This window comes from Streptomyces sp. NPDC046909 (genome assembly GCF_040644695.1).
Classification (GTDB): Bacteria; Actinomycetota; Actinomycetes; order Streptomycetales; family Streptomycetaceae; genus Streptomyces.
Genome location: NZ_JBEYXC010000001.1, coordinates 961,168 through 987,304 on the forward strand (window position 1 = coordinate 961,168; position 26,137 = coordinate 987,304).

At 70.5% G+C, this 26,137-nt stretch carries 23 protein-coding genes and 2 pseudogenes; 19 read left to right on the top strand and 6 right to left on the bottom strand.

All coding sequences use genetic code 11. The features are described from left to right. Nucleotides 1-3 precede the first annotated feature (3 nt). A pseudogene (locus ABZ928_RS03990) lies at nucleotides 4-117 on the bottom strand (Fe-S-binding domain-containing protein); the annotation flags it as partial. 53 nt (nucleotides 118-170) lie between these two features. Continuing rightward, nucleotides 171-1,142, bottom strand: coding sequence for a 2-dehydropantoate 2-reductase (locus ABZ928_RS03995; protein ID WP_361514873.1), 972 nt, complete (start codon nucleotides 1,140-1,142; stop codon nucleotides 171-173). Between the two features lie 279 nt (nucleotides 1,143-1,421). Between ABZ928_RS03995 and ABZ928_RS04000 the strand changes: the two genes are divergently transcribed. The 4 genes from ABZ928_RS04000 to ABZ928_RS04015 all read left to right on the top strand — a co-directional run bounded on the left by ABZ928_RS04000 (nucleotide 1,422) and on the right by ABZ928_RS04015 (nucleotide 4,778). Continuing rightward, nucleotides 1,422-2,759 carry an OFA family MFS transporter gene (locus ABZ928_RS04000; protein ID WP_361514874.1) on the top strand — a complete coding sequence of 446 codons (1,338 nt, stop codon included), beginning with the start codon at nucleotides 1,422-1,424 and terminating at the stop codon, nucleotides 2,757-2,759. Continuing rightward, nucleotides 2,725-2,862 (top strand): hypothetical protein, encoded by a 138-nt coding sequence (locus tag ABZ928_RS04005; RefSeq protein ID WP_361514875.1) that lies wholly within the window; start codon nucleotides 2,725-2,727, stop codon nucleotides 2,860-2,862. The genes ABZ928_RS04000 and ABZ928_RS04005 overlap by 35 nt, the downstream gene beginning before the upstream one ends. A gap of 148 nt (nucleotides 2,863-3,010) precedes the next feature. Next, a complete protein-coding gene (locus ABZ928_RS04010) occupies nucleotides 3,011-3,958 on the top strand; it encodes a beta-ketoacyl-ACP synthase III (RefSeq protein ID WP_361514876.1) in 948 nt (315 codons plus the stop codon). A 139-nt stretch (nucleotides 3,959-4,097) separates the two neighbouring features. Further along, a complete protein-coding gene (locus ABZ928_RS04015; RefSeq protein ID WP_361514877.1) occupies nucleotides 4,098-4,778 on the top strand; it encodes a GntR family transcriptional regulator in 681 nt (226 codons plus the stop codon). Here the strand turns inward: ABZ928_RS04015 and ABZ928_RS04020 are convergent. Next, nucleotides 4,757-5,938: a low temperature requirement protein A gene (locus ABZ928_RS04020; protein ID WP_361514878.1), complete on the bottom strand. Its 1,182-nt coding sequence runs from the start codon at nucleotides 5,936-5,938 to the stop codon at nucleotides 4,757-4,759. The two genes, ABZ928_RS04015 and ABZ928_RS04020, sit on opposite strands and share 22 nt — an antisense overlap. 217 nt (nucleotides 5,939-6,155) lie before the next feature. Between ABZ928_RS04020 and ABZ928_RS04025 the strand changes: the two genes are divergently transcribed. The 15 genes and pseudogenes from ABZ928_RS04025 to ABZ928_RS04095 all read left to right on the top strand — a co-directional run bounded on the left by ABZ928_RS04025 (nucleotide 6,156) and on the right by ABZ928_RS04095 (nucleotide 22,596). Further along, complete coding sequence (locus ABZ928_RS04025; protein ID WP_361514879.1) at nucleotides 6,156-7,337, top strand: ROK family transcriptional regulator; 1,182 nt, start codon at nucleotides 6,156-6,158, stop codon at nucleotides 7,335-7,337. Between the two features lie 129 nt (nucleotides 7,338-7,466). Next, nucleotides 7,467-8,984: a sugar ABC transporter ATP-binding protein gene (locus ABZ928_RS04030; protein ID WP_361514880.1), complete on the top strand. Its 1,518-nt coding sequence runs from the start codon at nucleotides 7,467-7,469 to the stop codon at nucleotides 8,982-8,984. Further along, a complete protein-coding gene (locus ABZ928_RS04035; RefSeq protein ID WP_361514881.1) occupies nucleotides 8,981-10,000 on the top strand; it encodes an ABC transporter permease in 1,020 nt (339 codons plus the stop codon). The genes ABZ928_RS04030 and ABZ928_RS04035 overlap by 4 nt, the downstream gene beginning before the upstream one ends. A 17-nt stretch (nucleotides 10,001-10,017) precedes the next feature. Next, nucleotides 10,018-11,067 (top strand): substrate-binding domain-containing protein, encoded by a 1,050-nt coding sequence (locus ABZ928_RS04040; protein ID WP_361514882.1) that lies wholly within the window; start codon nucleotides 10,018-10,020, stop codon nucleotides 11,065-11,067. Nucleotides 11,068-11,150: 83 nt separating this feature from the next. Beyond that, nucleotides 11,151-12,353, top strand: a complete 1,203-nt coding sequence (locus ABZ928_RS04045; RefSeq protein WP_361514883.1) for a Gfo/Idh/MocA family oxidoreductase — start codon at nucleotides 11,151-11,153, stop codon at nucleotides 12,351-12,353. 15 nt (nucleotides 12,354-12,368) lie between these two features. Continuing rightward, a complete protein-coding gene (locus ABZ928_RS04050; protein ID WP_361514884.1) occupies nucleotides 12,369-13,367 on the top strand; it encodes a sugar phosphate isomerase/epimerase family protein in 999 nt (332 codons plus the stop codon). 85 nt (nucleotides 13,368-13,452) lie between these two features. Then, nucleotides 13,453-14,889, top strand: a complete 1,437-nt coding sequence (locus tag ABZ928_RS04055; protein ID WP_361514885.1) for a ThuA domain-containing protein — start codon at nucleotides 13,453-13,455, stop codon at nucleotides 14,887-14,889. Nucleotides 14,890-15,158: 269 nt separating this feature from the next. Beyond that, nucleotides 15,159-15,287, top strand: a pseudogene (locus ABZ928_RS04060) (myo-inositol-1-phosphate synthase); the annotation flags it as partial. Between the two features lie 173 nt (nucleotides 15,288-15,460). After that, nucleotides 15,461-16,408: an SCO3242 family prenyltransferase gene (locus ABZ928_RS04065; protein ID WP_361514886.1), complete on the top strand. Its 948-nt coding sequence runs from the start codon at nucleotides 15,461-15,463 to the stop codon at nucleotides 16,406-16,408. After that, nucleotides 16,405-17,382 (top strand): sugar phosphate isomerase/epimerase family protein, encoded by a 978-nt coding sequence (locus tag ABZ928_RS04070; protein ID WP_361514887.1) that lies wholly within the window; start codon nucleotides 16,405-16,407, stop codon nucleotides 17,380-17,382. The genes ABZ928_RS04065 and ABZ928_RS04070 overlap by 4 nt, the downstream gene beginning before the upstream one ends. Continuing rightward, nucleotides 17,379-18,047: an EboA domain-containing protein gene (locus tag ABZ928_RS04075; protein WP_361514888.1), complete on the top strand. Its 669-nt coding sequence runs from the start codon at nucleotides 17,379-17,381 to the stop codon at nucleotides 18,045-18,047. The genes ABZ928_RS04070 and ABZ928_RS04075 overlap by 4 nt, the downstream gene beginning before the upstream one ends. Further along, nucleotides 18,047-18,913 carry a TatD family hydrolase gene (locus ABZ928_RS04080; protein WP_361514889.1) on the top strand — a complete coding sequence of 289 codons (867 nt, stop codon included), beginning with the start codon at nucleotides 18,047-18,049 and terminating at the stop codon, nucleotides 18,911-18,913. Before ABZ928_RS04075 ends, ABZ928_RS04080 begins: the two co-directional genes overlap by 1 nt. Nucleotides 18,914-18,916: 3 nt before the next feature. Next, nucleotides 18,917-20,080, top strand: a complete 1,164-nt coding sequence (gene eboE, locus ABZ928_RS04085) for a metabolite traffic protein EboE (protein ID WP_361514890.1) — start codon at nucleotides 18,917-18,919, stop codon at nucleotides 20,078-20,080. Beyond that, a complete protein-coding gene (locus ABZ928_RS04090) occupies nucleotides 20,077-21,501 on the top strand; it encodes a nucleotide pyrophosphatase/phosphodiesterase family protein (protein WP_361514891.1) in 1,425 nt (474 codons plus the stop codon). Before eboE ends, ABZ928_RS04090 begins: the two co-directional genes overlap by 4 nt. A 60-nt stretch (nucleotides 21,502-21,561) precedes the next feature. After that, on the top strand, nucleotides 21,562-22,596 hold the full coding sequence (locus ABZ928_RS04095; RefSeq protein ID WP_361514892.1) for a sugar phosphate isomerase/epimerase: 1,035 nt from the start codon (nucleotides 21,562-21,564) through the stop codon (nucleotides 22,594-22,596). 65 nt (nucleotides 22,597-22,661) lie between these two features. On the opposite strand, the gene ABZ928_RS04100 is transcribed toward ABZ928_RS04095, so the two are convergent. From ABZ928_RS04100 to ABZ928_RS04110, 3 genes are all read right to left on the bottom strand, one after another. Beyond that, nucleotides 22,662-24,050 carry an OFA family MFS transporter gene (locus ABZ928_RS04100; RefSeq protein WP_361514893.1) on the bottom strand — a complete coding sequence of 463 codons (1,389 nt, stop codon included), beginning with the start codon at nucleotides 24,048-24,050 and terminating at the stop codon, nucleotides 22,662-22,664. Between the two features lie 52 nt (nucleotides 24,051-24,102). Further along, a complete protein-coding gene (locus ABZ928_RS04105; protein WP_361514894.1) occupies nucleotides 24,103-25,494 on the bottom strand; it encodes an OFA family MFS transporter in 1,392 nt (463 codons plus the stop codon). A 124-nt stretch (nucleotides 25,495-25,618) separates the two neighbouring features. Next, nucleotides 25,619-26,137, bottom strand: a 519-nt coding sequence (locus ABZ928_RS04110) for a CoA transferase (RefSeq protein ID WP_361514895.1), incomplete at its 5' end; no start/stop codon positions are given.

A 26,137-nucleotide genomic window follows, 5' to 3' on the forward strand; every position in this document is an offset into this window, starting at 1 on the left:
TGATCAGCCCCGGTTCTGTACGTGCGGGTGGCCGAAACGGCCCTTGATGCGGAGATCGCCGTGGGTCACCGGGTCGTCGTGCGGCGAGGTGACCTTCACGGTCCCATTGTCCTGCACCCGCGGAACGGGCCCGAGGCCCACCCCGCGGATGCCGGTCGCCGGGGGCTGCCTCACGCGGCGGTCCGGTGCGCGAGGAGGTCGCTGAGGGCGTGGACGGTGTGGAGGGTGGGGACGTCGACGCCGGTGATGTCCGCCAGCTCGATGACGGCGGTGAGCAGGACGTCGAGTTCCAGGGGCTTGCCGGCTTCCAGGTCCTGGAGGGTGGAGGTGCGGTGGTCGCCGACGCGTTCGGCGCCCGCGAGACGGCGTTCGATGGAGATGGGGACCCGGCAGCCGAGGGCCTCCGCGACGGCCAGGGTCTCCTCCATCATCGTCTCGATGACCTTGCGGGTGCCGCCGTGGTGGCACATCTGCCGCATGGTCGCGCGGGCGAGCGCGCTGATCGGGTTGAAGCTGATGTTGCCCAGCAGCTTGAGCCAGATGTCGTTGCGCAGGTCGGGTTCGACCGGGCATTTGAGGCCGCCGGTCTGCATGGCGTCGCTGAAGTCCTTGCAGCGCGGGGAGAGCGACCGGTCGGGTTCGCCGATGGAGAAGCGGGTGCCCTCCAAGTGGCGTACGACGCCCGGGCCTTCGAGTTCCGTGGCGGCGTAGACCACACAGCCGATGGCGCGCTCGGGCGCCAGTACGGCGCTGACGGTGCCTCCCGGGTCGACGCTCTCGATGCGCTGCCCGTCGTACGGGCCGCCGTGCCGGTGGAAGTACCACCAGGGGATGCCGTTCTGGGCGGCGATGACCGCGGTCGACTCGTGCAGGAGCGGCTCGATGAGCGGCCCGCACGCCGCGTACGAGTTGGCCTTCAGGCCGAGGAACACAAAGTCGACGGGGCCGATGTCGGTCGGGTCGTCGGTGGCGTGGGGGCGGGCGGTGAAGTCGCCGCGGGGGCTGATCACGCGCACGCCGTGCTGCCTCATGGCCGCCAGATGCGGTCCACGGGCGATGAGGTGGACGTCGGCGCCCGCGTGATGCAGGGCGGCGCCGACGTAGGCGCCGATGGCTCCGGCGCCGAGGACTGCGACCTTCACTGTGAGGGTGCTCCGTTCGGTCGAGGGTGTACCGCGGAGAGATGCACGAAGCCGACCGGCTGCACAATACCGAATGCCGTCGACTCCATATTGTCTACAGTATGGTCAGCCGGTCGACAAGAGTTCGCGCAGCGCGGGAGACGGCAGAGGGAACCGGCGAGCGGACGGCCGAGGCCCCGATCACCGTCCGACCGTTCGGCGCGTTCTGCATACCGCTCATCGCATACGTTCGACGCGCCGCCTTCTCAACTCCCCCGGTTCTCCCTACCGTCCCTGATCATGAGTCCCCCTGTCGCGCCGGCCGGCTGGAGCCGCTGGCTCGTTCCCCCCGCCGCTCTCTCGGTCCACCTCTCCATCGGCCAGGCCTACGCCTGGTCCGTGTTCAAACCGCCCCTGGAATCCTCGCTCGGCCTCAGCGGTACGCAGAGCGCCCTGCCCTTCCAGCTCGGCATCGTCATGCTCGGGCTGTCGGCCGCGTTCGGCGGCACGCTCGTGGAGCGCAACGGGCCGCGCTGGGCGATGACCGTCGCCCTGGTCTGCTTCTCCTCCGGGTTCCTGCTGTCCGCGCTCGGCGCGTACACCGAGCAGTACTGGCTGATCGTCCTCGGCTACGGCTTCGTCGGCGGCATAGGCCTCGGCATCGGCTACATCTCGCCGGTGTCGACCCTGATCAAGTGGTTCCCGGACCGCCCCGGCATGGCCACCGGCATCGCCATCATGGGCTTCGGCGGCGGCGCGCTGATCGCCTCGCCCTGGTCGGCGCAGATGCTGGAGTCCTTCGGCTCCGACAGCTCCGGGATCGCGGCGGCGTTCCTCGTGCACGGACTGTCGTACGCCGTCTTCATGACCCTCGGCGTGCTGCTCGTACGGGTGCCGCGTACCGAGAAGCCCGCGGGCGAGAGCGGGCCGAGCGTGCTCGAAGGGCCGCAGGTGTCCGCCCGCAGCGCCGTGCGGACCCCGCAGTTCTGGTGTCTGTGGGTCGTGCTCTGCATGAACGTGACCGCGGGCATCGGCATCCTGGAGAAGGCCGCTCCGATGATCACGGACTTCTTCGCCAACACCTCGACAACGGTGTCGGCGTCCGCCGCGGCCGGTTTCGTCGCGCTGCTGTCGGCGGCCAACATGGCGGGCCGGATCGGCTGGTCGTCCACCTCGGACCTGATCGGCCGCAAGAACATCTACCGCGTCTACCTGGGCGTGGGCGCGCTGATGTACCTGCTCATCGCGCTGGTCGGCGACTCGTCCAAGCCGGTGTTCATCCTCTGCGCGCTGGTGATCCTCTCCTTCTACGGCGGCGGCTTCGCCACGATCCCCGCCTATCTGAAGGACCTGTTCGGCACCCACCAGGTCGGTGCCATCCACGGGCGGCTGCTCACCGCCTGGTCCACGGCCGGTGTCCTCGGGCCGCTGATCGTGAACTGGATCGCCGACCGGCAGGAGGAGGCCGGCAAGGACGGTTCCTCCCTCTACACGATGTCCCTGTTCATCATGATCGGGCTGCTCGCGATCGGTTTCGTCGCCAACGAACTGGTCCGGCCCGTCCATGCCCGCCACCACATCCCCGCACCGAGGGAGGCCGCCGATGTCGCAGTCCGACAGCAGTCAGAGTCCGCCTGACCGGCGCCCGCTGATCGCCTTCGCCTGGCTGTGGGTGGGCACACCGCTCGCCTACGGCCTGTACGAGCTCGTACAGAAGGCGACGCAGCTGTTCACCAAGTGAGTGTTCGGGAAGTGTTCGGGCGTCCGAGGGTCTGACAGAAGCCCACAACCCGGGCGCCCGATTCCTGTGCCAACACCTGCCGCCGTACCCGCGAGTCACTGATCAGACTGGTGGATCCCGCTACCCAAGGCAACGAGGGGGACCACCCATGAACGGCTCGCGCATCACCGCCGTCGGCCACTACCAGCCCGCCAAGGTACTCACCAACGAGGACCTGGCGGGCATGGTCGACACCAGTGACGAGTGGATCAGGAGCCGGGTGGGCATCCGCACACGTCATGTCGCCGGGCCCGACGAGCCGGTCGACGAGCTCGCCGCGCACGCCGCCGCCAAGGCTCTCGCCGCCGCGGGCCTCGTTCCCGGCGACATCGACCTGGTCCTGGTGGCCACCTCGACCGCCGTCGACCGCTCCCCGAACATGGCCGCGCGGGTCGCCAAACGGCTGGGCATCCCCTCGCCCGCCGCGATGGACGTCAACGTGGTGTGCGCGGGCTTCACCCACGCGCTGGCCACCGCCGACCACACCGTGCGCGCCGGTGCCGCGACCCGGGCGCTGGTCATCGGCGCCGACAAGATGACCGACGTGACCGACTGGTCCGACCGCACGACCTGCGTGCTCGTCGGCGACGGGGCGGGGGCCGCCGTCGTGGAGGCCTGCCCGCCCGGCGAGGAGCCCGGCATCGGGCCGGTGCTGTGGGGTTCGGTGCCCGAGATGGGGCACGCGGTGCGCATCGAGGGGCAGCCCGCGCGGTTCGCGCAGGAGGGGCAGAGCGTGTACCGCTGGGCGACCACCCAGCTGCCGCCGCTGGCCCGCAAGGCCTGCGAGCGGGCCGGGCTCGCGCCCGAGGAACTCGCCGGGGTCGTGCTGCACCAGGCCAACCTGCGGATCATCGAACCGCTCGCCGAGCGGATCGGCGCCGTCAACGCCGTCGTCGCCCGCGACGTCGCCGAATCGGGTAACACCTCCGCGGCCAGCGTCCCGCTCGCCTTCTCCAAGCTCGTGGAACAGGGCGCGCTCTCCACCGGTGATCCGGTGCTGCTCTTCGGGTTCGGCGGGAACCTGTCGTACGCCGGTCAGGTCGTCCGCTGCCCGTGACGGGGCGGTACGGCAGAGTGTGACGCGGTCGACTCCGTGACGGACTGGCTACGGTGCGCCGTAGGCTGTAGACGAAAGACAATTCAGAACGACTTTCCGACCGCAGTCTTCTCGCGCTGCCCAGGAGGGGGACCGACCGATGTTGTCGACGCCAGGACTGCCGCAGGGCGCGGTGCCCAAGCTCGAACGCCCCGGACCGCTGCGTGACCGGGTCTACGAGGCGCTGCTGGAACTCATCACGACCCGTGCCCTGCAACCCGGCCAGCACCTCGTGGAGAGTGAACTGGCGGGCCATCTCGGGGTGTCACGGCAGCCGGTGCGTGAGGCGCTCCAGCGGCTGAACACCGAGGGGTGGGTCGATCTGCGGCCCGCCCAGGGCGCGTTCGTGCACGAGCCCACCGAGGAGGAGGCCGACCAACTCCTCACGGTCCGCACCCTGTTGGAGGCCGAGGCGGCCCGCCTCGCGGCGGCGAACGCCTCCAAGGCGGGCATCGACGCGCTGATCGACATCCACGGGCAGGGACTGGGGGCCGTCGCCTCGGACGACGTGGAGGCCGCGGTCCTGCTCAACGCCCGTTTCCACGCCAAGATCATGGAGCTGGCCGGCAACGCCGTCCTGGCCGAACTGGCCGCACAGGTCGACCGGCGGGTCCGCTGGTACTACGCGCCGATCGCCCGGCAGCGCGGAGCACAGTCCTGGGCCGAGCACCGCGATCTGATCGACGCGATCCTGGACCGTGACGAGGCACGGGCCACGCATGTCATGCGCGAGCACACGGAGCACACGCGGCGCTCGTATCACGCCCGCGCCAAGGCCTGAACCCGGCTGCCCCAGCGGGCCTCCACCGCGAGCATCCCCACCAACACGGCCACCAGCGCGAGGAGTTCGACGGCCGCGGAGGTGCGTACGCCGAGCAGCGCGGCCGCCAGTGCGACGGGTACGGCCGCGAGGCGGAAGCGCACGGGGCGCAGCCGCAGCACCGCACGGAACGCCACATCGCCGGCGAGGAAGAGCGCGACACCGCCGGCGAGCGCCAACGCCGGTGCGGTGTGCGGGTGTTGGGTGAGATGACCGAGGGTCTTCTTCACGCCCGCGGCCAGAAAGGCGATGCCGAGCAGCATCGGCAGGAAGGCGTAGTAGTACGCGTTCATCGCCAGCCGGAAGCGGGCCGGCGGGGGCGTCGCGGCGAACGCCGCCTCGGCGAGCCGCTCGTCGCGCACGAAGTACGTCCACCACAGGGCCGTCACCACGGCGAGCGCGAGGAACGCCCCGCCGAACAGCCCCGCGGTGAGCGGGAGATCGCCGATGCCGATGCCGATCGCGATGACGGACTCGCCGAACGCGACGATCAGCAGCAGTCCGTGGCGTTCCACGAAGTGCGCCGGATCCAGGCTGCCGAGCTGGGCCCGAAGGGCGTCGGGTGTGCGGCCGTCGGCGCGGCCGGGACCGCGCTCGGCTATGAACGGGGTCACGAACTGCAGCACCAGCGCCAGCAGCCACAGCCCGTCCGCGGCGAGGCCGTCGACCGTTCCGGCCGCCGTCACCGACAGGGCGGCCAGCGCGTTCGGCACGCCGTACCAGATCGAGTCGTAGCCGTGACTGCGGGTGTACAGGGCGGTGTGCACGACGACCACCAGCAGGAAGCCGAGGCCGAAGACCACACCGGTGTCGTCGAAGACGCGCGGGATCGCCAGCGCGCACACCATGAACCCGGCCATGCCGAGCATCAGCAGCAGCCGTCGTGAAGGGCGGTCCGGCGGGACCTGGTTGGTGAGATACGCGTAGGCCGCGTACATCCAGAACAGCACGACGAAGACCAGCGCGACCCGTCCGGCCGTGGCGAAGGACAGGTCGGCCGTGAGCAGCACGGTGAGCTGGGTGAGGACGAAGACGAAGACGAGATCGAAGAAGAGCTCGAGTGTCGTGACGCGGCGGCCCGGATCCGCCACGTGCCCCGGTGCCTCCACTGCGGAGTTCATGCGTTCCCCCTGGATGCGTTCCCCTTGGAGCGATGCTGACCAGATCGTATGGGCGTGATCGGGAATGGGGCTCGACACTTTCCTTTGTCCTGTGAGTGGAGAAAGTCGCGGGTAATTCGTGCACAGCTTCTTCCCAGGTTCGGCAGCCACTGCTACGTTCCCCTCGAAAGCCAGACAGTTGGCGGCCGGTCCAGGCGGGGAGGGGCTAGTGAGACGCATGACGGCACGACCCGCGAACGCTCATCAGGCCCGGCTGCTCAAGCTGTTGCGCGACGGAGGACCCAACTCCCGCGCACAGCTGGGTGATGAGGTCGACCTGTCACGGTCCAAGCTGGCCGTGGAGGTGGACCGGCTGCTGGAGACGGGCCTGATCGTGGCCGACGGACTCGCCGCCTCGCGCGGTGGCCGCCGATCCCACAACATCCGGCTCGCCCCCAAGCTGCGTTTCCTCGGCGTGGACATCGGCGCGACCTCGGTCGATGTCGCGGTCACCAACGCCGAGTTGGAGATCCTCGGGCATCTCAACCAGCCGATGGACGTCCGTGAGGGCCCGGTCGCGGTCTTCGAGCAAGTCCTGTCCATGGCCGCCAAGTTGAAGGCGACAGGGCTGGCGGAGGGCTTCGACGGCGCCGGCATCGGTGTCCCGGGGCCGGTCCGTTTCCCCGAGGGGGTGCCGGTCGCGCCGCCGATCATGCCGGGCTGGGACGGTTTCCCGGTGCGGGAGGCGCTCAGCCAGGAACTGGGCTGTCCGGTGATGGTCGACAACGACGTGAACCTGATGGCCATGGGGGAGCAGCACGCGGGAGTGGCGCGCTCCGTGGGCGACTTCCTCTGCGTCAAGATCGGCACCGGTATCGGGTGCGGCATCGTCGTCGGCGGTGAGGTCCACCGCGGGGCGACGGGCAGTGCCGGAGACATCGGGCACATCCGGGCCGTGCCCGACGGCCGGCCGTGCGCCTGCGGCAACCGGGGCTGCCTGGAAGCCCACTTCAGCGGGGCGGCCCTCGCCCGGGACGCCGTCGAGGCCGCCCAGCAGGGGCACTCCGCCGAACTCGCCTCCCGGCTGGAGACGAACGGCACCCTGACCGCCATCGACGTGGCCGCCGCGGCCGCCGCCGGTGACGCCACCGCCCTCGACCTGATCCGCGAGGGCGGCAACCACACCGGCCAGGTCATCGCCGGCCTGGTCTCCTTCTTCAACCCCGGCCTGGTGGTGATCGGCGGCGGGGTGACCGGCCTCGGCCACACCCTGCTCGCCGCGATCCGCACCCAGGTCTACCGCCAGTCGCTGCCGCTGGCGACCGGCAACCTGCCCATCGTCCTGGGGGAGTTGGGACCCACCGCCGGAGTCATCGGCGCGGCCCGGCTGATCAGCGACCACCTGTTCTCACCCGCGTAAGCACCCGCTGTCCTCACCCGCGTAAGCACCCGCTTCGACACCCACACCCGTACGGCGCCCTGCCCCGCCCTGCCCGAAAACGCCTCGCCCTGCCCTGAAACCGGCCCGCACGCCCGCCAAGGGGACCTCATGGCACCAGAACCACCGCTGCTCAGCATGTCCGGCATCACCAAGTCGTTCCCCGGAGTCCGGGCCCTCGACGGCGTCGACCTCGACGTCCAGGCCGGTGAAGTGCACTGTCTGCTCGGCCAGAACGGGGCCGGCAAGTCCACCCTCATCAAGGTCCTCGCCGGCGCCCACCAGCCCGACACCGGCACCATCCGCTGGCGCGGCGAGGAGGTCACCCTCCGTTCGCCGATCGCCGCGATGCGCCTCGGCATCGCCACCATCTACCAGGAACTCGACCTGGTGGAGCACCTGTCGGTCGCCGAGAACGTCCACCTCGGCCATGAACCCACGGCGGCCGGATTCGTCGTACGCGGCAAGGCGGCCAAGTCGTCAACCGCCGCTCTGCTCAAGCGACTCGGGCATCCGGAGATCGATCCGGCGCGGCTGGTGGGCGAGTTGTCGGCGGCCCAGCAGCAGATCGTCTCCATGGCGCGGGCGCTCTCCCACGACGTACGGCTCATCGTGATGGACGAACCGTCCGCCGCCCTCGACCCGGACGAGGTCGACAACCTCTTCCGGATCGTCGGCGACCTCACCGCCGAAGGGGTCGCCGTCGTCTACATCTCGCACCGCCTTGAGGAGATCCGGCGGATCGGCGACCGGGTGACCGTGCTGAAGGACGGGCGGGCCGTCGCGGGCGGGCTGCCCGCCAAGTCGACGCCGACCCGGGAGGTCGTGGCGCTGATGACGGGACGGAACGTGGAGTACGTCTTCCCGGACCGGCCCGTCTCCGCCCCGACGGGCACGCCGGTGCTGGAGGTCCGGGGGCTCGCCCGGGAGGGCGAGTTCGAGGCGCTCGATCTCACCCTGCACCCGGGGGAGATCGTCGGACTGGCCGGGCTCGTCGGGTCCGGGCGATCCGAAATACTGGAGACCGTATACGGTGCGCGGAAGCCGACATCCGGGCAGGTGCTGGTCGACGGCCGTCCGCTCAAGCCGGGCAGTGTCCGCGCCGCCGTCCGCGCCGGCCTCGGCCTCGCCCCCGAGGAACGCAAGGCGCAGGCCCTGCTGATGCTGGAGTCCGTCACCCGCAATGTTTCGGTCTCCTCCATGTCCCGCTTCTCGCGCGGCGGCTGGATCGACCGCGGCGCCGAACGGGGCGCGGCACGGGCGGCGACCCGCGAGCTGTCCCTGCGGCCCGACAACCCGTCCGTCCCGGTGCGCACCTTGTCCGGCGGCAACCAGCAGAAAGCCGTCCTCGCCCGCTGGCTTCTGCGCGGCTGCCGGGTGCTGCTCCTCGACGAGCCGACGCGCGGGGTCGATGTCGGTGCCCGCAGTGAACTGTATGCAGTCGTCCGTCGACTGGCGGACGAGGGCCTCGCCGTCCTGCTCGTCTCCAGCGAGGTGCCCGAAGTGCTCGGCCTCGCCGACCGCGTCCTGGTCCTGCGCGAGGGCCGCGTCGTCCACACCGCCCCCGCCCGCGAACTCGACGAACCCCGCGTACTCGACCTCGTCATGGAAGGAAGCCCGGCGTCATGACGCAGCACGTCTCACCGCCCCGGGGCGGCACCGGAAAGACCGCCCCCGTGGCCCGACAACCCTCCTGGCGCCTGGTACTGGCCCGGGCCGACGTCCGCACCCTCTCCCTGCTCGGGGTCCTCGCCGCACTGATCCTGGTCGGCGGCATCACCAAGCCGGACGAGTTCCTCGACACCCGCAACCTCCAACTCGTCCTCACCCAGGCCTCGGTGATCGGTGTCGTCACCGTCGGCATGACCTTCGTGATCATGTCGGGCGGCATCGACCTCTCCGTCGGCGCGATCGTCGCCCTCGCCTCCGTCTGGGCGACCACCGTCGCCACCCAGGAGTACGGCTTCGGCGGCATCCTCCTCACCGCCGTACTCGTCGGCCTCGGCTGCGGCCTGGTCAACGGACTGCTCATCGCGTACGGCGGAATGGTCCCGTTCATCGCGACGCTCGCCATGCTCGCCTCGGCGCGCGGCCTCGCCCTCCAGATCACCGACGGCAAGACGCAGATCGTCACCGTCGACAGCGTCCTCGACCTCGGTCTGCGCGACGCGTACGTGCTCGGGATCCCGCCGCTCGTCATGGTGTTCGCCGTCGTCACGATCATCGGCTGGCTCGTCCTCAACCGCACCACCTTCGGCCGCCGCACCGTCGCGGTCGGCGGCAACGCGGAGGCCGCCCGGCTCGCCGGCATCGACGTCCGCCGCCAACGCCTCTACCTCTACCTGCTGTCGGGGCTGTGCTGCGGCATCGCCGCCTTCCTGCTGATCATCCTGTCCGGCTCCGGCCAGAACACCAACGGCAACCTCTACGAACTCGACGCGATCGCCGCCGCGATCATCGGCGGCACGCTGCTCAGCGGTGGCCGAGGCACCATCACCGGCTCCGTGCTCGGAGTCCTGATCTTCACCACGATCACCAACATCTTCGCCCTGAACAACCTGCAGAGCGACGTCCAGCAGATCGCCAAGGGCGCGATCATCGTCGCCGCCGTGCTGGTCCAGCGCCGTACCGCAAGCACGACCTGAGGAAAGGGTTCACCGCCATGCAGCCACTCGAAAGCCGACTCCCCACCCGCAGAGGACTTCTTTTCGGGGCCGCCGCCGTGTCCGCGGGTGCCGTCCTCGCAGGTTGCACGAGTAACGAGTCCGACGACGAGCCCGCCGCGAACGACCAGCCGGCCGCCGACGACAAGCCCGGCAAGCAGGTCACCATCGGCTTCGCCGGACCGCAGGCCGACCACGGCTGGCTCAACGCCATCAACGACAACGCCAAGAACCGGGCGAAGAAGTACTCCGACGTCACACTGGAGATCACCGAGGGCTCCAACGACACGGCCGCGCAGATCGGCCAGATCGAGACCCTGATCAACAAGAAGGTCGATGTCCTGGTGATCCTGCCCGCCGACGGCAAGGCGCTCACCCAGGTCGGCCTGAAGGCGATGCGCGCGGGCATCCCGGTCGTGAACCTCGACCGGATCTTCAACTCCCCGCAGGCGTACCGGTGTTGGATCGGTGGCGACAACTACGGAATGGGCCTGAACGCCGGCCACTACATCGGCGAGAAGCTCAAGGGGAAGTCGGACGCCCGGGTCATCGAACTCGCGGGCCTGGACAACCTGGAGCTCACCCAGCAGCGCACCAAGGGCTTCGACGACGCGCTGAAGAACTACCCGAACGTCAAGAAGGTGGCACGTCAGGCGGCCGAGTTCACGGTCGAGTCAGGTCAGGCCAAGATGGCCCAACTCCTGCAAGCGCAGTCGAAGTTCGACGCGCTGTGGAACCACGACGACGACCAGGGTGTCGGCGCGCTGCGGGCCATCGAGCAGGCCGGGCGGGACGACTTCCTGATGGTCGGCGGCGCGGGCGCGCTCTCCGCGTTCCAGGCCATCAAGAAGGACGACGGCGTCCTCAAGGCGACCGTCCTGTACCCGCCGACCATGGCCGCCTCCGCGATCGACCTCGCTCGCGCCCTCGGTCAGGGCAAGGGCATCGGCGGGCTCGCCGAGTTCGAGATCCCGGCCTCGCTCACGCTGTACTCGGCCGTCGTCGACAAGACCAACGTCGACCAGTACATGTCCACCGGCTTCAAGTGAGGCGTTCCGCCCGATGTGCCGGTCAGGTCCGTCGGGCGGGAGGCACCCCCCACCGCGCCACGACGACGAGGAGGACATTCCGCATGGCACAGCCGCAGCAGTCAGAAGGGGCCGAGAAGCCGCCACTCCGGGTCGGCATGGTCGGCTACGCCTTCATGGGCGCCGCCCACTCCCAGGGCTGGCGGACCGTGGGACGCGTCTTCGACCTGCCCAGGCAGCCGGTGCTGGCCGCGATCTGCGGACGCGACCCCGCCGCCGTGCGGGCCGCCGCCGACCGGCACGGCTGGGCGGCGGCCGAGACCGACTGGCGTGCGCTGATCGCCCGGGACGACGTCGACCTCGTCGACATCTGCACCCCCGGCGACAGCCACGCCGAGATCGCCCTCGCCGCCCTCGCCGCGGGCAAGCACGTGCTGTGCGAGAAGCCCCTCGCCAACACCGTCGAGGAGGCCGCCGCGATGGCGGAGGCCGCCGAAGGGGCGTACGGGCGCGGGCAGTTGTCCATGGTCGGCTTCAACTACCGCCGGGTGCCCGCCACCGCGCTCGCCCGGAGGATGGTCGCCGAGGACCGGCTCGGAAAGCTGCGCCACGTCCGGGCGACGTACCTTCAGGACTGGCTCGTGGACCCGGAGTTCCCCCTCACCTGGCGGCTGCGCAAGGAACTGGCGGGCTCGGGCTCGCTCGGCGACCTCGGGGCGCACATCATCGACCTCGTCCAGTATCTGGCGGGGGAGCGGCTCGCGGGGGTGTCCGCCCTGCTGGAGACCTTCGTACGGGAACGCCCCCTGCCCATCGGCGCCACCAGCGGCCTCTCCGCCGGGGCGTCCGCCGGCACCGGCCCGGTCACCGTCGACGACGCCGCCCTCTTCACCGGCCGCTTGACCTCCGGCGCCCTCGCCTCCTTCGAGGCGACCCGTTTCGCGACCGGCCGCAAGAACGCCCTGCGCATCGAACTCAACGGCGAGCGCGGCTCGTTGGCCTTCGACCTGGAGCGCCTCAACGAGCTCTCGTACCACGACGCCACCGAGCCCGGCACCCACGCCGGCTTCCGCCGCATCCTCGTCACCGAGCCCGACCACCCCTACCTGGACGCCTGGTGGCCGCCCGGCCACGGACTCGGCTACGAGCACAGCTTCGTCCACCAGGCCCGCGACCTCGTCCACGCCATCGCCGAAGGCCGCCGCCCCGAGCCCTCCTTCGCCGACGGACTCCAGGTCCAGCGCGTCCTCGCGGCCGTCGAGGAGAGCGCCGAGAAGAACTCCGTCTACACGCCCATAGCCCTCTGAGGAGGCGGAAGAGACATGCCGCGCACGTTCACGCTCTTCACCGGCCAGTGGGCGGATCTCCCTCTGGAGGAGGTCTGCCGTCTGGCCCGCGACTTCGGCTACGACGGACTCGAACTCGCCTGCTGGGGCGACCACTTCGAGGTCGACAAGGCCCTCGCCGACCCGACGTACATCGCCTCCCGCCACCAACTCCTGGAGAAGTACGGCCTGAAGTGCTGGGCCATCTCCAACCACCTGGTGGGCCAGGCCGTCTGCGACGCCATCATCGACGAACGCCATGCGGCGATCCTGCCGAGCGAGGTGTGGGGCGACGGCGAGCCCGAAGGCGTACGGCAGCGGGCGGCCGCCCGGATCAAGGACACCGCGCGGGCGGCGGCCGCCTTCGGCGTCGACACCGTCATCGGCTTCACCGGCTCCTCGATCTGGCACCTGGTCGCCATGTTCCCGCCCGCCACCGAGGCGATGATCGAGCGCGGCTACGAGGACTTCGCGACCCGCTGGAACCCGATCCTCGACGTCTTCGACGCGGAGGGCGTCCGCTTCGCGCACGAGGTCCACCCCAGCGAGATCGCCTACGACTACTGGACGACCGTACGCGCACTGGATGCGGTCGACCGTCGACGGGCTTTCGGCCTCAACTTCGACCCCAGCCACTTCGTCTGGCAGGACCTCGACCCGGTCGGCTTCCTCTACGACTTCCGCGACCGGATCTACCACGTCGACTGCAAGGAAGCCCGCAAACGCCTCGACGGCCGCAACGGCCGCCTCGGCTCCCACCTGCCCTGGGGCGATCCGCGCCGCGGCTGGGACTTCGTCTCCGCCGGACACGGCGACGTCCCCTGGGAGGACGTCTTCCGGATGCTGCGCTCCATCGACTACCAGGGCCCGATCTCGGTCGAGTGGGAGGACGCCGGCATGGACCGCCTTCAGGGCGCCCCGGAGGCCCTGAAGAGCCTGAAGGCCTACGACTTCGAGCCGCCGTCGGCCTCCTTCGACGCGGCGTTCGGAAACTGACCGGCCGTCAATTCACCCCGGGATGACGGCGCATCCCGGCGCACCCGCACCCGCCCGTACAACCGGCCCCACTCCGGAGGCACTCGTGCACGGGAAAGACAGCACCACCGGCACCGACAGAATCGAGACCCACAGACGCCGCCTCACGTTCCGCAAGGCGGCGGCCCTGCTGAGCGGCGCCCTCCTCGCGGGCGCGTCGCTCACCCTCACCGCCCCCCAGGCCGACGCGGCGGACAACACCGAACTCGCCGGCAAGCTCGACGTCCATGACGGGGGTGACGGACAACGAGTGCTGGTCTTCTCCAAGACGGCCGGCTTCCGGCACGACTCCATCCCCGACGGTGTCGCCGCGCTGAAGCAGCTCGGTGAGACGAACGGCTTCACGGTCGACGCCACGGAGGACGCCGGCGCCTTCACCTCCGGCAACCTCCGCCGCTACGACGCGGTCGTCTTCCTGTCGACGACGGGCGACGTCCTGGACGCCGCCCAGCAGACGGCGTTCGAGGGCTACATCCGGCACGGCGGCGGCTACGTCGGCATCCACGCCGCCGCCGACACCGAGTACGACTGGGCGTTCTACGGTGGCCTCGCCGGCGCATACTTCCAGTCGCACCCGGCGATCCAGCCCGCGACGGTCGTCGTCGAGGACCGCGCCCACCCGGCGACCTCGGCACTGGGGCAGACCTGGAACCGGACCGACGAGTGGTACAACTACCGCTCCAACCCCCGGGAACGGGCCCATGTCCTCGCCTCGCTCGACGAGACGTCGTACACGGGCGGCACGATGAACGGCGACCACCCGATCGCCTGGTGCCAGAACTACCAGGGCGGCCGCGCCTTCTACACGGGCGGCGGCCATACGAAGGAGTCGTACGCGGATCCTGTATTCCGTCAGCACCTCGTCGGCGGAATCCTGTATGCGGTCGGCGAGACACAGGCCGACTGTCGACCGGAGAACGGATACCGTCCACTGTTCGACGGTACGGCGGCCTCGCTCGACGGCTGGCGGCAGGCGGGCCCCGGTTCCTTCGCCCTGGACGGCAATGGCACGATCATGTCAACCGGCGGTATGGGGATGCTCTGGTACGCCGTCTCCGGCTTCGGCGCCTACTCGCTGAAGCTCGACTGGAAGCAGGCCGGCGACGACAACTCCGGCGTGTTCGTGGGCTTCCCACCCTCGGACGACCCGTGGTCGGCCGTGAACAACGGCTATGAGATCCAGATCGACGCCACGGATGTCCCGGAGAAGACCACCGGGTCCGTCTACGGCTTCCGCTCCGCCGACCTGAAGAAGCGCGACCGCGCGCTGAACCCGCCGGGCGAGTGGAACACGTACGAGATCCGCGTGGAGGGCGAACGGCTCCGCGTCTGTCTCAACGGCGTGAAGATCAACGATTTCACCAATACCGACCCGGCCCGGAGCCTCACCGACGGTCATATCGGCATCCAGAACCACGGAGCCGACGACCAGGTGTCCTTCCGGAACGTCCGGATCAAGGAACTGCCCGTCAAGGGCGGCTGAGCGGCGGCAGGCGGGGGACGCCGGACCTCCGCCCGCCGTCTTTCCTCAACAGGCGGTCCCCTGAGGGGGTTCGCGCCTCAAGGACGGCCCCCGAACCGGGTTTCCGCTTCAACCGGCTGCCCCTCGCACGGGGTTCACGCACGACGCGTTCCACAAGGAGGCTGCCCATGTCCGCGTCCGTTTCCTCCGACCGGGTCGGCGTCCGGCTGACCGGGGCGCGCGGCTCGTTCGCCACCACCGTCGTCGCCGGACACGCCGCCACGACCGCGGGCCTGTCCGGGCCGCTCGCCGAACTCGGCTTCTCCTTCAAGGATCCGGTGGGGGAGGGGGCGGCGGCGCTCGCGGAGCAGTACGCGGTGCTCGGGGGGTTCGCGGGGGTTCTGGGGGAGGCGCGGTGAGGCGGATACCGGGGGTGCGCGTGGCGGGGTGGGCCGGTGCGGCGGGGGTGAGCCTGGACGCGGGGCGCCTGGTGCGCCGGAGCCGCGTACGTGCCGGGAGCGAACCGGGGTGGAGCCCGGACTCGGGTCGGCCTGTGCGCCGGAGCCGCGGACGCGCCGGGGCCGAACCGGGGTTGAGTCCGGACACGGGTGGCGCCGTGCGCCCCAGCCGCGCACGAGCCTGGGTTGAACTCCTGCGGCTGCCCGCCCTGTTCACCGTCCCCGGCGACGCCCTGGCCGGCGCGGCGGTGACCGGCATGCGACCCGGACCCCGCACCCTGCTGGCCATCGGCTCCTCGCTCTGCCTCTACGAGGCCGGTATGGCTCTCAACGACTGGGCGGACCGTGTCGAGGACGCCGCCGAACGCCCCCACCGTCCCCTCCCGTCCGGCCGTGTCCGACCGGCGGCGGCCCTGACGGCGGCCTGTGCCCTCACCGCGGGCGGCCTGACCCTCGCCGCCCGCGCGGGGCGCCCCGCTCTCACGGTCGCCGTACCTCTGGCGGCCACCGTCTGGGCGTACGACCTCGCCCTCAAACACACCGCCGCGGGCCCCGTCGCCATGGCGGCAGCCCGCGGCCTCGACCTGCTCCTGGGCGCCGCGGCCACCACGGGCCGTACCCGGGAAGCGCTCCCCTCGGCCGCGCTGCTCGGCACCCACACCCTCGCGGTCACCACCGTCTCCCGCCAGGAAACCCGGGGCGGCAACCCCGTCCCACCTCTCGCGGCGCTCGCCACGACCGCCACCCTGACCCACCTGCTCAGCCGGAGACCGCCGGCAGGCCGACGGGCAGCAGCCGTTCCCGGCCTGCCGACAGCCTCCTCGACCACCTCGACCACCTCGGACACCCTCCGCACCGCTCTCGCCGTCGTCTACGCCGCGACCGCCGCCCGCCCCTACTTCCACGCGGCCCTCAACCCCTCACCCCCGCTCACCCAACGAGCCGTCGGCAGCGGCATCCGCGCCACGATCCCCCTCCAGGCCGCGCTCGCCACCCGCTCCGGCAGCCGCCTCACCGGCCTGCTCATCGCCGGACTCGCCCCACTCGGACGGAAGTTCGCGAGGACGGTGAGCATCACATGACCCTCGACGCGACCACCGCCATCTCCAACAGCACCTCCACCACTCCCGCCCCCGCCGAAGCCCGATCCCGCGGCACCACCACCCCCCTCCGCTTCGGCTACGGAACCAACGGCCTCGCCGACCTCCGCCTCGACGACGCCCTCGGACTCCTCGCCGACCTCGGCTACGACGGCGTCGGTCTGACCCTCGACCACATGCACCTCGACCCGCTCGCCCCCGACCTCCCCGCTCGCACCCACCGCCTCGCCCGACGGCTGGACGCGCTCGGTCTGGACGTCACCGTGGAGACGGGTGCCCGCTATGTCCTCGACCCGCGCCGCAAGCACGGCCCCTCCCTCCTCGACGCCGACCCGGACGACCGTGCCCGCCGTGTCGACCTGCTGATCCGTGCCGTGCGGGTCGCCGCCGACCTCGGTGCGCACGCCGTGCACTGCTTCAGCGGCATCACCCCGACGGACACCGACCCGGGCACGGCATGGCGGCGGCTCGCCGAGGCGCTCACGCCCGTGCTGGAGGCCGCCGCCACCGCCGACGTGCCCCTCGCCGTCGAGCCGGAGCCGGGCCACCTCCTCGCCACCCTCGCCGACTTCCACCGCCTCCGGCGCGAGCTCGGTGACCCCGAGCACCTCGGGCTCACCCTCGACATCGGCCACTGCCAGTGCCTCGAACCGCTGCCGCCCGCCGCCTGCGTACGCGCCGCCGCCCCGTGGATCCGGCACGTGCAGATCGAGGACATGCGCCGCGGTGTCCACGAGCACCTCCCGTTCGGCGACGGGGAGATCGACTTCCCGCCCGTCCTCGCCGCCCTGGCCGACACCGGCTACCAGGGACTCACCGTCGTCGAACTGCCCCGCCACTCCCACGCGGGCCCGCACTTCGCCGCGCAGTCCCTCCCGTTCCTCCACCGAGCGGCGGCCCCATCTGTCCCACCCCTCGGCGATCCCTCCGCCACCTCTGAAGGGAGCAGCACATGACCCGCGCCCACACCACGTCGGACACCGAGATACCCGCCCACACCCCTCCCACCGCCCTCCACGACCGGCTCGACAGCCGGCTCACCGGGGCCGCCCGCGCCTGGCTCGACCAGGCCCTCGCCGAGGCCACCGCCCACCCCGGCACCCACGGCCCGATCTCCGTGTGGGAGCTGCGCCTCGCCGAGGCCGGACGCCGTTGCGGTCCCGAGCACGCCGACGCCGTCCGTGTCCTGATCCTGCACGCGGCCCGCGCCGATACGGCCGCCCTCACCCGCGTCTACCAGCAGGGCACAGCCGCCGAACGCCGAGCCGTCCTGCACGCCCTGCCCCACCTGGTGCCGGGTCCGGACGCGCTCCCGCTCGTCGAGGACGCCCTGCGCACCAACGACACCCGGCTCCTCGCCGCCGCCGTCGGCCCCTACGCGGCCCGCCATCTCGACCCCCACCAGTGGCGGCACGCCGTCCTGAAGTGCCTCTTCACCGGTGTGCCCGTCGACGCCGTCGCCGGCCTGGCCGACCGCGCCCGCGCCGATGCCGAACTCGCCCGCATGCTCGGCGACTACGCCGCCGAACGCACCGCCGCGGGGCGTGACGTGCCCGAAGACCTCCACCGCGCGCTTGCCCTGACCCAGGCGGGGCCGCCCGAGTCCAAGGAGCAGTCCTGATGCGCCTCTTCGACCCCCACATCCACATGACCTCCCGCACCACCGACGACTACGAGGCCATGTACGCCGCAGGTGTCCGTGCCGTCGTCGAACCCTCCTTCTGGCTCGGCCAGCCCCGCACCTCGCCCTCCTCCTTCCTCGACTACTTCGACGCCCTCCTCGGCTGGGAGCCCTTCCGCGCCGCCCAGTACGGCATCGCCCACCACTGCACGCTCGCCCTCAATCCGAAGGAGGCGAACGACCCGCGCTGTGTGCCCGTCCTCGACGAACTGCCCCGGTATCTCGTCAAGGACCAGGTCGTCGCCGTCGGCGAGATCGGCTACGACTCCATGACCCCCGCCGAGGACACCGCCCTCGCCGCCCAGCTCCAGCTCGCCGCCGACCACGCGCTGCCCGCCCTCGTCCACACCCCGCACCGCGACAAACTCGCCGGGCTGCGCCGCACCCTCGACGTCGTCCGGGAGTCCGCGCTGCCCCCGGACCACGTCCTCGTCGACCACCTCAACGAGACCACCGTCAAGGAGGCCAAGGACGGCGGCTGCTGGCTCGGCTTCTCCGTCTATCCCGACACCAAGATGGACGAGGAGCGGATGGTCGCGATCCTCAAGGAGTACGGCCCACAGAACGTGCTCGTGAACTCCGCCGCGGACTGGGGCAGGAGCGACCCCCTCAAGACCCGCCGGGTCGCCGACACCATGCTCGCGAGCGGCTTCACCGAGGACGACGTCGACCTGGTGCTGTGGCGCAACCCCGTCGCCTTCTACGGACTCAGCGGCCGCCTCGTCCTCGACCCCGAAGGCTCCGGGACCGCCCCGGCACCCGGCGCCACCCACGAGGGCAACTCCATCCTGCGCGGGGGCGAGTAGGGCATGCGCTTCCGCCACCCCGACGGCACCACCGTCCACCTCGCCTACTGCACCAACGTCCACCCCGCCGAAACCCTCGACGGCGTCCTCACCCAGCTCCGCGACCACTGCGAACCCGTCCGCCGCCGTCTCGGCCGCGACCGCCTCGGCATCGGACTGTGGCTGGCCGCGGACGCCGCCCGCACCCTCGACGCCGACCCGTCCGCCCTGCGCACCCTGCGCGCCGAACTCGACCGGCGCGGCCTGGAGGTCGTCACCCTCAACGGCTTCCCCTACGAGGGATTCGGCGCCGAAGAGGTCAAGTACCGCGTCTACAAACCGGACTGGGCCGACCCCGAACGCCTCGAACACACCACCGCCCTGGCCCGCGTCCTGGCCGGACTCCTCCCCGACGACGTAACCGACGGCAGCATCTCCACCCTGCCGCTCGCCTGGCGCACCGCCGCCCGTGACACCGGACGCCACGAGAAGGCCCTGCGCACGCTCGCCGAACGCCTCGACGCCCTGGAGGAGCTGACCGGGCGCTCCGTCCGCATCGGCCTCGAACCGGAACCCGGCTGCGTGGTGGAGACCACCCGGGACGCCCTCGCCCCACTCGCCGCGATCGCCCACCCCCGGATCGGCGTCTGCGTCGACACCTGCCACCTCGCCACCTCCTTCGAAGATCCGCACACCGCCGTCGACGCCCTCACCGAAGCCGGCGTCCCCGTCGTCAAATCCCAGCTCTCGGCGGCCCTGCACGCCGAACACCCCCACCTCCCCGAGGTCCGCGCGGCCCTCGCCGCCTTCGACGAACCCCGCTTCCTGCACCAGACCCGCACGGCCACCGCCGTCGGCCTGCGCGGCACCGACGACCTCGGCGAGGCCCTCGGCGGCGACACCCTGCCCGACGCGAGCCCCTGGCGCGCCCACTTCCACGTCCCCCTGCACGCGGCCCCCGCCGCACCCCTCACCTCCACCCTCCCCGTCCTCAAGACCGCGCTGACCCGGCTGGTCGGCGGCCCGCACCCGCTCACCCGCCACCTGGAGGTCGAGACCTACACCTGGCAGGCCCTCCCGCCCGAGCTGCGCCCCCGCGCCCGGACCCAGCTCGCCGACGGCATCGCCGCCGAACTCACCCTCGCCCGCGACCTGTTGACCGACCTCGGCCTGAAAGAGTTGCCATGAGCACCCCCGAAGCCGCGACGAACCCCGACCGGCCCGCCGCCGCCCCCGGCCCCACCCCGCTCCTCGTCCTCGACGTCGTCGGCCTCACCCCCCGTCTCCTCGACCACATGCCCCACCTCAAGACCCTCGCCCGATCCGGCTCGCAGGCCCCCCTCGGCACCGTCCTGCCCGCCGTCACCTGCGCCGCCCAGTCCACCTTCCTCACCGGCACCCACCCGGCCGAGCACGGCATCGTCGGCAACGGCTGGTACTTCCGCGACCTCGGCGACGTACTCCTGTGGCGTCAGCACAACGGCCTGGTCACCGGCGACAGACTCTGGGACGCCGCCCGCCGCGCCCACCCCGGCTACACCGTCGCCAACATCTGCTGGTGGTACGCCATGGGCGCCGACACCGACATCACCGTCACCCCCCGTCCCATCTACTACTCCGACGGCCGCAAGGAACCCGACTGCTACACCCGGCCCCCGGCCCTGCACGACGAACTCACCGAGAAACTCGGCACCTTCCCCCTCTTCCACTTCTGGGGACCCGGCGCCGACCTCGTCTCCAGCCGCTGGATCATCGACGCGACCCGCCACATCATGCGCACCCGGCACCCCGACCTGACCCTGTGCTACCTCCCGCATCTCGACTACGACCTGCAGCGCTTCGGCCCCGACGACCCGCGCTCCCTGAAGGCGGCCGCCGACCTGGACCGGGTCATGGCCCCGCTCCTCGACGACGCCCGCGCGGAAGGCCGTACCGTCGTCGCGCTGTCCGAGTACGGCATCACCCGGGTCAGCCGTCCCGTCGACATCAACCGGGCCCTGCGCCGCGCGGGACTGCTCGAAGTGCACACCCAGGACGGCATGGAATACCTCGACCCGATGGCCTCCCGTGCCTTCGCGGTCGCCGACCACCAGATCGCCCACGTCTATGTGCGGCGCCCCGAGGATCTGGACGCGACCCGGGCCGCGCTCGACGGCCTGCCCGGCATCGAGCAACTCCTGGACGACGAGGGCAAGAAGACCCACCACCTCGACCATCCGCGCTCCGGCGAGCTGGTCGCCGTCGCGGAGCCGGACGCCTGGTTCACCTACTACTACTGGCTCGACGACGCCCGCGCGCCCGACTTCGCGCGACTCGTCGAGATCCACCGCAAACCCGGCTACGACCCGGTCGAACTCTTCATGGATCCCCTCGACCCCTACGTCAAGGTCAAGGCGGCCGGCGCGCTGGCCCGCAAGAAACTCGGGCTGCGCTACCGCATGGCGGTCGTGCCGCTGGATCCCTCACCTATTCGGGGCAGCCACGGCCGCCTCCCCGCGAGCGACGACGAAGGTCCGCTCCTCATCTGCTCCACCCCCCGTGCTGTCGGCGACCGCGTCGCGGCCACCGACGTGAAGTCGCTCCTGCTGCGACTGGCCGGCCTCTCCTGACTGGTCCCCAGTGAAGCACCCGCCACTGACAACGCCCTCCGACACCGAGGAGTCCCAGGCATGAGCCGCATCTCCCAGCCCGACCCCGAACTCACCCACCGCCTCAGCAGACGAGGCATGCTCGGCGTGGCCGCGGGCGCCACCGCCGCCGCGCTCGTGGGTGCCGCGGCCACGCCCGCCGGTGCCGCCCCCGCCCCCGGCGCCGCCGGTCGCGGCCGTCCCGTCCTGCCTCCGGGTCGGCTCGGCATCCAGCTCTACAGCCTGCGCGACAAGGTCTCCACCCTCGGCTTCGCCCCCGTCTTCGCCGAGCTGGAGAAGTACGGCTACGACGAGGTCGAGTTCGCCGGATACACCCAGGGCTCGGCCGGGCCGATCACCCTCGCCCAGCTCAAGCGGCTGGCCAGGAACCACGGCCTGAACCCCATCGGCAGCCACGTCGGCTACTACTCCGACGACCCGAACGCCTACACCTTCGCCCAGAACCTCACCAAGGTCCTCGACGACGCCCAGGCCCTCGGCCTCAAGCACATCGGCACCGCCTCGGGACCCTTCCGCTACGGCTCCACCGTCGACGCCTGGAAGCAGGCGGCCGAGGAGTTCAACACCTACGGCGCGGCGGCCAAGGCGCGCGGCATGAAGTTCTACCAGCACAACCACTCCGAGGAGTTCTCCTTCGCCACCGACAACCCCAAGGTCCGCCTCTACGACGTGCTGCTCGCCGAGACCGACCCCGACCTGGTGTTCCTGGAGATGGACATCTTCTGGGCGTACTCGGGCCAGTTCCGCTTCTCCAAGCGGCCCGACGGCACGGCGGCCCCGTTCGAGCCGCTCGACTACGTCCTCAGGCAGCCCCACCGCTATCCGCTGTTCCATGTGAAGGACGGCGTCAGCGACCCCGCGAACACCTACGGCTACCGGATGACCGACGTCGGCGACGGAGACATCGACTACCAGCGGTTCATCTCCGCCGTGACACGACTGCGCGGGGAGCGGTTCGCCCACCACTGGCAGGCCGAACACGACCAGCCCACCGAGTCGTTCACGTTCGCGCGCCGCTCCAGCGCGTACCTCCATTCGCTGCGCGAGAAGTGCTGACCTGTCCGTGGACGTGAGGAGGCCCTCCCGGAATCCCGGGAGGGCCTCCTCACGCGCGCGTGCCGTCAGCCGGCCGGCTGGGACACCGGCGTCCGCCCCGGCTGCCGCAGCAGCAGAGCGATCACCGCGGCCACCATGGACACGGCACCGGCCAGGGCGTACGCCCCGTCGTACCCCCAGGCGGCGACCACCATGGAGCCGAGACCGCCGCCGAGCAGGCCGCTGATCAGCTTGCCGCTGTACACCAGCCCGTAGTTGGAGGCGTTGTAGTTCTCCCCGAAGTAGTCCGGGGTGAGCGCCGCGAACAGCGGGTAGAACGCGCCGCCGCCGAAGCCGGAGAGGAAGGCGAAGAACAGGAACAGCGCCTCGCTCTTGACGTCGCCCGCCCAGATCACCCCGAACTGGGCCAGGCCCAGGACGACGATGACGAACACCAGGGTGGACTTGCGGCCCCACTTGTCGGACAGCCAGCCCACGACACCCCGCCCGATGCCGTTGATGACCGCCATGACACCCATCGACGAGGCCGCCACCAGCGGGCCGAAACCCACCTCCTTCGCGTAGTCGACCTGGAAGGAGATCCCGAAGATCGACACCCCCGCGGTCAGCACGATGGACACCCACATCAGGGGGAGCATGCCGGTCCTGATGGCCTCCTTGGGCGTGTACTGCCGTGCCGCGGGAGGGTTCTTGGCGAGGCTCGTCGCGTTCTTCGCGTCGCCGGAGAACGTCAGCGGATCGATGTCCGCGGGCCACCAGTTCTTCGGCGGGTCCTTGAAGAAGAACGCGGAGGCCAGGACCACGATCATGATGTAGCAGCCGATCAGGTCCAGGACCCGGTGGTAGTTCGCGGTGTCGAAGCCGTAGTTGAAGATGAAGATGAACGGCAGCGACCCGTACGCGAATCCGCCGTTGACGAACCCGGTCCGCGCTCCCCGGCGTTCGGGGAACCACTTGCCGACCATGTTGATGCAGGTCGCGTAGACGAGCCCGGCGCCGATGCCCCCGACGACGCCGAAGCCCAGGATCGCCAGCCAGACATTGCTCAGATGCGACAGGGCGAGGAACCCGATCGCACACAGGCCCGAGCCGATGTACATGGCCTTGCGGGCCGTCAGTACGCCTCTCTCCCGCAGCCAGCCCGCCGGGAAGGCGATGCCGGCCTGGAAGAAGACCCAGACACTGAGGATCCAGAAGGTGTTGCTCTGCGTCCAGCCATGGGCGTGGGACAGGGTGTCCTCCGCCGAGCCGTACGCGTATTCGAAGACACTGATGGCCATCATGGCGATCCATGGCAGATACACCATGAGCTTGCGCGAGTGACCGAGGATGTCCCGGTCGGTCTCGCCGACGCGGTACACGCGGCCGTGCGCGTCGGTCACTTCTCGGTAGGGACGATGTGCGGCGTCGGGGGAGGTGGTCGAACTGTTCTTCGCGATGGGATCTGCCGTCATTGCAGGGCAATTCCTCCGTGTCAGGCCATGAGTGTCGGACCGGGCGTGCCGGTCAGGCCATTTCCTCGCCGAGCGGCTGGGGGTTGGGGGCGATACCGCGCGTGGTCCTCGGTGTGCCGGGCGCCTTCAGGAACACGGCCAGTACCGCGGAGCACAGACCGATCGAGCCGGCCAGCACGAACGCGCCCTCGTAGTCCCAGGCGCCGACCACGATCGAGCCGACTCCGGAGCCGACGAGGCCGGAGATGAGCTTCGAGCTGTAGACCATGCCGTAGTTGGAGGCGTTGTTGTTCTCACCGAAGTAGTCCGCGGTCATGGCGGCGAACAGCGGGAAGATCGCGCCGCCGCCGAAGCCGGAGACCATGGAGCAGAAGAGGAAGAACGGCATGCTGCCCATCTGGCCGGAGACCAGCACACCGAACTGGGCGGTGCCCAGCACCAGGCACACGATGATCAGCGTGTTGCGGCGGCCGAACTTGTCGGAGATCCAGCCGATGACGCCACGCCCCGTGCCGTTGACGATCGCCTTCAGGGACATCGCCGTGGCCACGATCCCGCCCGCGAAGCCCATGTCCTTGCCGAACGGCACCTGGAAGGCGATACCGAAGATGTTGATGCCGGCCGTGCAGAGCAGACAGAACCACATCATCCAGAGGACGGGCTGACGCGCGGCCTCCTTCGGGGTGTACTGCTTGGTCGCCGGCGGGTTCTTCTCCAGCGCCCGCCGGATCTTCGGGTCGTCGGTCATCTTGAGCGGGTCGACGTGCGCGGGCCACCAGTTCTTCGGCGGGTCCTTGAAGAACCATCCCGCGAACGCCACGACCGAGCAGCAGATCAGGCCGACCATCACCAGGACGCTCTTGTAGTTGCTCAGATCCATGTACGAGGTGAACAGGAACACGAAGGGCACCGAGCCATAGGCGAAACCGCCGTTGACCATGCCGGTCTTGCCGCCCTTGCGCTCCGGATACCACTTGCCGACCATGTTCACGCAGGTCGCGTAGACGAGACCGGCACCGATACCGCTGCACACACCGAAGCCCAGATAGGCCACGATCACATTCGGCGCGAAGGCCAGGGAGAGATAGCCCAGGACCGTGCCCAGCGCGCCGAGCATCATCGCGTACCGCGCGGGAAGCTTTCCGCTCTCACGCAGCTGTCCGGCGGGGAAGGCCACGGCCGCCTGGAAGAACACCCAGACACCCATCAGCCAGAAGATGTGCCCGCTGCTCCACAGATGCGCCTCGTGCAGGGTGTCCTCGGCCGAGGTGAACGCGTACTCCGAGGAACTGATGCCCAGCATGCCCATCCAGGGGAAGAGCACCATGGTCCATCGCGGCCGCCCCATGATGTCCTTGTCGGTCTCGCCGACTCGGTACACGCGGCCGTTGCGGTCCGTCACCTCCCTGTAGGGGACGGACGTCGAGTAATCGATGGTTGTCATCTGGTCGAACACTCCTTGCGTCGAAAGATCTGGCCAGCGCCCCCTGTCCAAATTCCTTTCGTGCGCGCACGGATCCCGGAGCCGACCGACGCGCACCGTCGACCAGGCCCCGTGCTCGGTCACGTCATCCGATCACCCCACTCGCCCTGAGCAACCGCAACTCTTCATCTCCCAGGCCGAGTTCGCCGATGAGGATTTCTTCGGTGTGCTGGCCCAGCAGGGGTGCGGTGGTGATACGGGTGGGGGAGTCGGAGAGCTTGAGGGGATTGCCGACGGTCGTGAACCGCCCCCGCTGCGGATGCTCGACCTCGACGACGATCTCGTTCGCCGCCAGCGACGCGTCCTCGATGATCTCCCGGGTGGACAGGATCGGCCCGCACGGAATGTTGTGGCCGTTCAGCTGTTCCAGGACCTGCCACTTGGGCAGGGTCGAGGTCCACTCCTCGATCAGCTGGAACATCTTGGCCAGTTTCGGCAACCGGGCCTCGGGGGTGGCCCATTCGGGGTCCTCGGCGAGTTCCGGGCGGCCGATCAGCTCGGTCAGCGGGGGCCAGCCGACGGGCTGGACGATCACATACACGTAGTCGTTGGGCCCGCCGGGCGCGCACCGCACCGCCCAGCCGGGCTGCCCGCCCCCCGACGC